At 58.8% G+C, this 8,174-nt stretch carries 8 protein-coding genes, 1 pseudogene and 1 riboswitch; of the genes and pseudogenes, 3 read left to right on the top strand and 6 right to left on the bottom strand.

The features are described 5' to 3' along the window. Positions 1-202: 202 nt before the first annotated feature. Both OKB81_RS18140 and ribB read right to left on the bottom strand, forming a co-directional pair. On the bottom strand, positions 203-445 hold the full coding sequence (locus tag OKB81_RS18140; RefSeq protein ID WP_010634682.1) for an Lpp/OprI family alanine-zipper lipoprotein: 243 nt from the start codon (positions 443-445) through the stop codon (positions 203-205). A gap of 225 nt (positions 446-670) precedes the next feature. Next, positions 671-1,324: a 3,4-dihydroxy-2-butanone-4-phosphate synthase gene (ribB, locus tag OKB81_RS18145; RefSeq protein WP_010673523.1), complete on the bottom strand. Its 654-nt coding sequence runs from the start codon at positions 1,322-1,324 to the stop codon at positions 671-673. A gap of 104 nt (positions 1,325-1,428) precedes the next feature. Continuing rightward, positions 1,429-1,586: riboswitch (FMN riboswitch) on the bottom strand. A gap of 209 nt (positions 1,587-1,795) precedes the next feature. Here ribB and purU point away from each other — a divergent pair. Further along, entirely contained in the window at positions 1,796-2,632 is an 837-nt protein-coding gene (gene purU, locus OKB81_RS18150) for a formyltetrahydrofolate deformylase (RefSeq protein WP_029313992.1), read from the top strand. 58 nt (positions 2,633-2,690) lie between these two features. Here the strand turns inward: purU and OKB81_RS18155 are convergent, their stop codons facing one another. After that, positions 2,691-3,959, bottom strand: a complete 1,269-nt coding sequence (locus OKB81_RS18155; RefSeq protein WP_160839326.1) for a DUF945 family protein — start codon at positions 3,957-3,959, stop codon at positions 2,691-2,693. Positions 3,960-4,068: 109 nt separating this feature from the next. Further along, the gene (gene cls, locus OKB81_RS18160) at positions 4,069-5,550 is read right to left on the bottom strand and encodes a cardiolipin synthase (protein ID WP_010673520.1); all 1,482 of its coding nucleotides are present in this window, start codon (positions 5,548-5,550) and stop codon (positions 4,069-4,071) included. 96 nt (positions 5,551-5,646) lie between these two features. Between cls and OKB81_RS18165 the strand changes: the two genes are divergently transcribed. Further along, a complete protein-coding gene (locus tag OKB81_RS18165; RefSeq protein ID WP_234888699.1) occupies positions 5,647-6,189 on the top strand; it encodes a DUF1439 domain-containing protein in 543 nt (180 codons plus the stop codon). Between the two features lie 4 nt (positions 6,190-6,193). On the opposite strand, the gene OKB81_RS18170 is transcribed toward OKB81_RS18165, so the two are convergent. Further along, entirely contained in the window at positions 6,194-6,634 is a 441-nt protein-coding gene (locus OKB81_RS18170; protein ID WP_010673518.1) for a GNAT family N-acetyltransferase, read from the bottom strand. A 342-nt stretch (positions 6,635-6,976) separates the two neighbouring features. Here OKB81_RS18170 and OKB81_RS18175 point away from each other — a divergent pair, with 342 nt between their 5' ends. Further along, complete coding sequence (locus OKB81_RS18175; RefSeq protein WP_160839523.1) at positions 6,977-7,717, top strand: lytic transglycosylase domain-containing protein; 741 nt, start codon at positions 6,977-6,979, stop codon at positions 7,715-7,717. 105 nt (positions 7,718-7,822) lie between these two features. On the opposite strand, the pseudogene OKB81_RS18180 reads toward OKB81_RS18175, so the two are convergent. Continuing rightward, positions 7,823-8,098: pseudogene (locus tag OKB81_RS18180) on the bottom strand (aquaporin); the annotation flags it as partial. Positions 8,099-8,174 lie beyond the last annotated feature (76 nt).

The following is an 8,174-nucleotide window of genomic DNA, read 5'->3' on the forward strand; positions in this document are numbered from 1 at the left end:
CGATTGGATCGGACATACTGAGTACAGTGAAACCAGAATAGAGCAATTAGATCACATCTTTAATCTGATTGGTATCAGAAGAGGGGATGCCGATTCGTCGGCATTGCCTTGTCAGGCGGGTTTCAGCGGGGAAACGCGGTAATTTGATGAATTTCAGGCAAAAAAAAATGGCGCATTGAAATGCGCCATTTTTTCGCATGGATTACTTCTTGTAGGAAGTAGCCATGTTGTCGATGCGCTGGTTAGCACGCATAGCTTCTTGCTTGGCTTCTGCAACATCAGCAGCGATCTTGGACTGATCAGCACGAACAGCGCTAACATCTTGAGCCAGTTGGTCAACTTTGTTAGACAGATTCTGAACGGAAGTTTCCAGTTCGCTGGTGTTTGCACAACCGCCCAGCAGAGCGGACAGACCAACAACACCTACCAACAACATTTTTTTCATTTTTAAAAGCTCCCTTTAACTCGCCAGACGTTTAGCAAGCGGCGTGATTATGGCACAAAAAAATCATAGTTTGGATAGGCCTCATCACAGATAAATGCGTTAAAACCCTCATTTTTTTTTAGCTGCACACTTTCCGTACAAACTTTAAGCGAAAATGAGTGTCCCTGGATGAGGTTCGCACAAAGCGTAACCAAAATTTGGGCTTATTACAATTTCGTATGAGGCTCAGGCTGAACGTTCTGACAGCAATTGACGATATTGCACCAGATCTTCGATGGTCAGGACCGGCATCCGGTGCTGACGACCGAAGGCCACCAGGTCCGGCAACCTGGCCATGGAGCCATCTTCCTTGGTCAACTCGCACAAAACTCCATAAGGTTTGAGCCCGGCGAGCTGCATCAGATCGACGGTCGCTTCGGTGTGACCACGGCGGGTCAGTACCCCACCCGTACGGGCGCGCAGCGGGAAGACATGGCCGGGTCGATGCAAATCGGAGGGCCGGGCTCCGTCGGCGATGGCCGCGCGGATGGTGGTGATGCGATCGGCGGCGGACACCCCGGTGGTCACCCCCTGCGCCGCTTCGATGGTCACGGTGAAGGCAGTCTGATAGTGGCTGGAGTTGGCCTCCACCATCATCGGCAGCTCGAGCTGGCGAACCCGCTCGTCGGTCAGACAGAGGCAGACGATGCCGGAGCACTCGCGGATCATCATGGCCATCTGCTCGTTGGTCATGGTTTCTGCGGCAAAGATGAGATCGCCTTCGTTCTCACGATCTTCATCATCGGCCACCAGCACACCCTGACCGGCACGCAGGGCGGCCAGCGCGGCTTCGACGCGAGCAATGGGATCACCGAATTCACTGAGTAGAGACTGATTCATGGTAAGACTCCTAAAAAAGACAAGGACCAGAATCAGGGCATGGAAAGGCAGACAGAAGTAGCCATGCGGCGGCCAACCCGGCAGGGTCTGGCCAGCAATATCTGTCTTATCCTCTTTCATCCGGACTATGACCGTCGGCTCCGGCATCTCACCGGATCTGCTGACCCCGTCCCGGATGAATGCCGGGTCGGGCGCTCGCGGGCTCCCCGAGTCACATCGGGATACCGCCGGTGGGGAATTTCGCCCCGCCCTGAGAATAAGCGCAGACAGCCTAAAGAAAAAAGACGCAGGATGCCAGCCAAAAACCCATCAAAGACAAACCGGGAGCTGGCTGCACTGCAATTTTCGCGCGAGCACCACCCGATACACGGCGCGCTGTCCTTTCTGATTTCGTTTGTGGCATAGTGCCAGCAAAAACGCGCGCGCCCGCGCAGACCGGGTGCCAACATCACAAACGGAATCATGACAGAGATGGAAAAGAAAATACTGCTGACCGATTGCCCCGACGCCAAGGGTCTCATCGCCAAGATCACCAACATCTGCTACAAGCACCAGCTCAACATCAACAAGAACGACGAGTTCGTGGATCACGAAAACGGCCGCTTCTTCATGCGCACCGAGCTGGAAGGGCGCTTCAACGACGAAACCCTGCTGGCCGACCTCGATGATGCCCTGCCTGCCGGCGCCCAGCGTCGTCTCGTCAAGGCGGGCAAGAAGCGCATCGTCATCCTGGTGACCAAGGAGACTCACTGCCTCGGCGACATCCTGATGAAAAACTATGCCGGCGCCCTGGACATGGACATCGTCGCGGTCATCGGCAACTACGACACCCTCGCCGAGCTGACCGGCAAGTTCGACATCCCCTTCCACTGCGTGAGCCACGAGGATCTGAGCCGCACCGAGCATGAGGAGCAAGTGCGCACGCTCATCGATGGCTACCAGCCGGATTACGTCATCCTGGCTAAATACATGCGTGTGCTGACCCCAAGCTTCGTGGAAGCCTATCCGCGCAAGATCATCAATATCCACCACTCCTTCCTGCCTGCCTTCATCGGCGCCCGCCCCTATCGTCAGGCCTTCGACCGCGGGGTCAAGCTGATTGGTGCCACCGCCCACTTCGTCACCGACGATCTGGATGAAGGCCCCATCGTCGAGCAGGACGTGATCCACGTCGATCACACCTTCAGTGCCGATGACATGGCCAAGGCCGGACGCGACGTGGAGAAATCCGTGCTGAGCCGGGCGCTGGAACTGGTGCTGAACGAGCGGGTCTTCGTCTACGGCAACAAGACAGTCGTGTTCAAATAAGCGGCTGCGCGCCCCCAGAAAAAAGGCTCCCGAAGGAGCCTTTTTCATTGCGCGGCACTCACGGGTGCAGCGGCAGACCATTGACGGTCACGGTCCCTTTGTCGAGCTTGAGCTCGGCCTGAAGCTGTGACTCCTGCGCCTTCAGATATCCCATGGCGGTGAATTGCTCCAGCATGGGGGCCAACTGGGGAACAGCCTGGCCCAGCTTCTCCCCAAGGTGGGCATGAAGCAGAGCGGAGAGTGCCTGCATCCCCTCCTCGCTGCCCATCAACTGTGCCAGGGTGGTGGGCGCCAGTTTGGCCTCCCCTTGCAGGCTGACAGGCTCACCGTTCAATCGCGCACTCAGATCCGCCAGTTCCAGTGTGGCCCCTCTCTGGAGCATCTTGTCCAGCGCTTCCTGGATGGCCGCTTCGTCCACCCGTTTGCTGCTGGCCTCTTGCAGCGTCTGATACCCCTCGAGATCCAGCCCCTTGAGGGAGAGATCCAGATTTCCCTGGGTCAGCGCGAGCCGGTCTTCCTCGCTCTCCATGTTGAGGGTCGCCACCTTCATCTGATAGCGAGTGGAGAGCGTCTGAAGATCGTCCCCCGCCAGCTCGGTGGCCGTGGTCAGCCCCTCCAGCGTGATCTTGACGTTCCCCGGCTGGGTCAGGGTGAAGGCCGTGAGGGTCGCATCGCTGCGGGGAGAGAGCCAGAGCCCGCTGATCTCGGCCATGTCGGCACTGCCCTTGAGATCCGCCAAGGCCAGATCTGTCTTGCTCTGGGCATCGTGGACCGTCATCCCCAACCAGTGGGCGGTGAGATGGCCATTGCCGTCGAGATCCCCGCGATAATCGCCGTTCAAGGGCAGGAAGGTGAACTCGTTGAGCCCCTCCTTGACCTTGAAGTCACTCACCCAGAAGCGGGAACTGTTGCTCATGGTCCAGAGGCTGCTCGCCGATTCTGCCCCCAGTTGCCACTGCTGCATCCCCAGAGAGGTCAGGATGGGCGCCAGCGTGCCCTGTGCGGTATCAAGCTGGAGGTGGCTCTTGATATAGAGCGGCAACAGGCGGCTGTTGAACGCGAACTGCATCTCGATGGGTTCGCTTCCCGCCAGCTGGGGATCAAAACTCGCCAGCGTCTGGGGCGGCACCACCACCTTGAGCACGCCGTCGCGGGTGAACAGATTCTCCGTCTCCGGGCTCCAGGTGACTTCGATTCCGCTCTCCTGCTGCGCCCTGGCGATCTGCTCGGCCAGGATCCGGTCGAACGTATTGCCCGTGTACCAGCAGGCGCCAAGCCCTCCCACCACCAACACGGCTCCGACGGCCAAGGCCACTTTTTTCTTCATCAGTTCTGTTTCTCCACAATGGTTCAATGGCGGGTGCATGGGCGCACTCTACGAGGAGGATGGGCATCAACACAAGCCAGACAACGGCTTGGGGTCCACGCTCTGGCTGTCACAGCAGGGGGCTGAACAGGTAGAAGATGTTCTCAAGCAATTTTTTGTACCAGGGGCGGGCACGCCACCTGGTCAGTGACATGGGGGTCGCCTCCAGCATGTAGCCCTGCACCAGCTGGTTCATCTCGGCGACAAACACCGGGTTGTCGATGAGCAGGGTGATCTCGAAATTGAGCCAGAGACTGCGCCGGTCGAGGTTGACCGTGCCCACCAGGGCGAAATCATCGTCCACCAGCACGCTCTTGGTGTGCAGCAGTCCGGCATCATAGCGGTATATCTCCACTCCTGCCGCCAGCAGATCCTCCATGAAGGAGTTGCTGGCGTGGTTGGCCATCAGGGAGTCGTTGCGCGCAGGCAGAACTAACTGCACCAGCACGCCGCGGGCCGCCGCCGAAGAGAGGGCCGCAGCCAGCGGATCGTCCGGCACGAAATAGGGGGTGGTCAGCACCAGATGATGACGAGCCTGGTAGATGGCGAGCAGCAGGCTCTGCTGGATGCAGTCACCGCCGACGAAGGGGCCGGAGGGAATGAGCTGGGCCCGATAGTTGGTCTGTGGCCAGGCTTCCGGCTCATGTTGCAGACTGTCGAGCAGCCGCTCGCCGGTCTCCATCTCCCAGTCCCAGACGAAGGTGGACCACATCAACGGCACCACGGGGCCCTGCACCCGGATCATGATGTCGACCCACTGGCCGACCCCGGCATCCTGCTTGAAGAAACGAGGATCCACCATGTTCATGGAGCCGGTGTAACCAACCTTGTCATCGATCACCACCAACTTGCGGTGCATGCGCAAGTCCTGGCGCTGAAACGGGATGCGCCAGGCGCCGACCGGCAACACTTCCACGACTTTGACACCAGCGGCACGCAAGGTTTTGGGCCAGGAGGAGCGGAAGAAGGTCTTGCTGCCGATGGAGTCGAGCAAGACACGACAATCCACGCCGCGTGCAGCCACCTCCATCAACGCCTCGCACACCTCGTCCACATCCCCGCCGGGGTGCCAGATGTAGAACTCCAGATAACAGGATTGGGAGGAGCCCCGGATGTCGCGCACTATCTCCTCTACGATGCTCTTGGGCTTGTGCAGCAGGGTCATCCGGTTGCCCGAGAGCATGGGCATGGCCAAGCGCCCCTGGATCAGATCGTGGAGCGGGCGTGCCTTGCTGCCCACCTCGCAGCAGTGCTGGGGGAAGAGGCGCGCGAGCTGGCGGATCCAGATGGCGTAAGGACGGTACATGGCCTGGGCCCGCTCCGCCCGCTTGCGACCGAGGCGTATCTCGCCAAACAGCACGTAGAAACCGACCCCGGCGAAGGGGATGGCATAGATGAGGGCCAACCAGGCGAGGGATACCCCGATGGGACGTCGCTTCATCACCACCCGCAGGGAGATCCCTGCCACGATCACGGTGTGAAACAACAGCAACAACCAGCCGAGAAAGCGGGAAAACAGCAACTGAATGTCGTATTCCAGACCGTCGAGCAAGGCGACTCCTTGGTGTATTGGACAGATGGCACGGGCAGACCCCACAGGGTCGGGATGGTATGCTATGGGGCACACCCATTCTATCAGGTCGTTAGCATGATCCTGCAATCTATGCTGCTGAGTCTGGCCATGCTAGGTCAAGGCTCATATGACATCAATGAGCAGCAGATAAATCAGTACCTGCAATCCCAGGTGCAAGTGGACAAACAGCTGGAGTTGCCCGGCATCATCAAGGCCCATGTGCAACTCGAGCAGAGCGATGTGCAGATTGGTCGCCAGAGCCCGGATACCGCCAGGGTGTTTGGCAAAGGCAAGTTGAAAATCGCGCTCCCGGATCAGACCGAGTACGACGCGCGCCTCAACATGACCTATGAGGCGATGCCCCGCTACGACAAGGCTAAGAGTGCGCTCTTCCTCGACAACATGAAGCTCATCGATTACAAGCTGGAGCCTGCCGCGGCGGAACAGAAGTTTGGTTTCATGCTGAGGATGCTGCTGCAGAGCATGGAGAAACGGCTGGAGACCCAGCCTGTCTACAAGCTGGATGACAAGGATCCCAATCAGGCCTGGCTCAAGGAAAATCTGCTGGGGCTGGAGCTGTCACCAGGCAAGATCCACCTGCTGACCAAACCCCAATAAGATCTCAGTTGAAAACAGGCGCCTTCGCCTGACGCACCAGCAGCTCGATCTGGTAACCCTGTTCGTGCTGCTGGTGATAGAGGGAGTGAAGGGGCCCGTCGAGTTCATGCAGGGGAAGGTGGTCAAATCCCGCCTTGAGGTAGAAGGGTTTCTCGAACGGCAGGGCGTGACAGATCACGGGCTTGTCGGAAAGATCGCGGCAGGCATGCTGCAGCAAGCGGGACCCCAGCCCCAGGGACTGGTAGTGAGGGAGCAGACGAAAGCCGCACAAGTGGTAGTAATCCTGTTCATCGCGCAGGCGCACCGCCCCCACCAGCCAGTGCGCATCACGAACCACAAAAATCCGTTCTGCCAAATCCGGCACATAGTGGGAAAACGTCGTCTCGTAATAGTCTCTGATGAGGGAAAGATCCGCATCACAGTACTCTTCGAATCTGAGCTCCATCGCTCGCCTGCTTGTCATGCCCATTTCGCTCTGGCCATACCGGCCCTCTCCTGCTCGCTCTCTGGCTCCACGAAGAGATCTGACCAGAGTGGAGCAACAGCAAGATAACACGCCTTTAACTTACAAAAAAGCCAATAACTCGATGGAAAAGACGAGGTTGCGATCATGCGTCCCTTGACGCCATGAGCCGCGCCCCTTGTCCTGAGTGAGCACACAGGCGGGACGTCCCTCTGCCATCACATTTCCAGCCTCCCCTGTTCACGGGAACTTGTTCTGCGCCATCCCGAATGCTTTACTCAACGTGGCTAACGAGGCTTAAGGAGCAAGCCGTTGAAAGCATGGATGTTGCTGGGCATGATGCCGCTGTTTTCCCACGCAGCCCCGGCTCAGATACCGCCACCGGCAGAGGTGGTGATCCTGACCCCGGAGACGGCTGTCTCCTCCCCGGTTCCCACGCCGCGTACCGTGTCACTCACCACGGCGCCGCTCCCCTCCCCTGAACCCGCTAAGCCTGCAAGCCGTCAGATCCAGGTCTACAAGTCGGTACAAAAGAACGGGGTCATACGCTATTCCGACATGATGCCGGAGCAGGGTCACTACGAACTGCTGTTGTTCAACGACTGCTATGCCTGCGATCCGGCGTCCAAGGTCAACTGGCGCACGACAGGCCTCTTCCTCTATGACTACGCCAGCACCATACAGGCGGCAGCCAAGGCTTATCAGGTCGAGCCTGCCCTCATCCGGGCACTTATCCATGCCGAGTCCGCTTTCAATCCTCTGGCCGTCTCCCGCAAGGGCGCCATGGGACTGACCCAGCTGATGCCCGCCACGGCGCGCGAGCTCGGGGTCGGCAACGCCCTGCTGGCGGAGCAGAACATCTTTGGCGGGGTGAAATACCTGGCGGGTCTGCTCAAGCAGTATGACGGCAATGTGGCCCTGGCCACCGCCGCCTACAATGCAGGCGCCGGTGCGGTGCAAAAACACGGCGGCATACCGCCCTATGCCGAAACCCGGGCCTATGTGGAACGGGTCAAGCTGCTGCATCAGCGCTACAAAGAGATGCTGAGCGCCAAGGGACTGTGATCATGCCGCACCCTATCGTCAGCATGGCGCCCTGCCCGGTATTCCTTCAGGCATAAAAAAACACGCCCGGGGGCGTGTCGATACCACACGTTAACTAGCAACACATCACTCTTTCGTGGCGATCACACGATAGGCCAATGCACCCAGAATGGCACCGACAATGGGGGCAACCCAGAACAGCCAGAGCTGGCCCACGGCCCAGTCACCGACAAAAAGCGCCACGCCAGTGCTGCGCGCCGGGTTGACCGAGGTGTTGGTCACCGGAATGCTGATGAGGTGGATGAGGGTCAGGCACAGACCGATGGCGATGGGAGCAAACCCGGCCGGCGCACGGCTGTCGGTGGCCCCCATGATGACAAACAGGAAGAAACCGGTCATCACCCAGGGCTGACGCATCAGTGTTTATACTTTGAACAACCCCATACATTCGAACAAATATTGTTCATTCAGACAGCAG

Source organism: Aeromonas sp. QDB56 (genome assembly GCF_027705505.1).
Taxonomy (GTDB): Bacteria; Pseudomonadota; Gammaproteobacteria; order Enterobacterales; family Aeromonadaceae; genus Aeromonas; species Aeromonas caviae.

Bases quoted from the DNA above. Each gene is read 5' to 3' on its own strand.
- purU (WP_029313992.1), top strand. From the start codon at position 1,796: ATGGAAAAGAAAATACTGCTGACCGATTGCCCCGACGCCAAGGGTCTC.
- ribB (WP_010673523.1), bottom strand. From the start codon at position 1,324: ATGAATCAGTCTCTACTCAGTGAATTCGGTGATCCCATTGCTCGCGTC.
- OKB81_RS18140 (WP_010634682.1), bottom strand. From the start codon at position 445: ATGAAAAAAATGTTGTTGGTAGGTGTTGTTGGTCTGTCCGCTCTGCTG.
- OKB81_RS18165 (WP_234888699.1), top strand. From the start codon at position 5,647: ATGATCCTGCAATCTATGCTGCTGAGTCTGGCCATGCTAGGTCAAGGC.
- OKB81_RS18170 (WP_010673518.1), bottom strand. From the start codon at position 6,634: ATGGAGCTCAGATTCGAAGAGTACTGTGATGCGGATCTTTCCCTCATC.
- OKB81_RS18175 (WP_160839523.1), top strand. From the start codon at position 6,977: ATGTTGCTGGGCATGATGCCGCTGTTTTCCCACGCAGCCCCGGCTCAG.
- OKB81_RS18155 (WP_160839326.1), bottom strand. From the start codon at position 3,959: ATGAAGAAAAAAGTGGCCTTGGCCGTCGGAGCCGTGTTGGTGGTGGGA.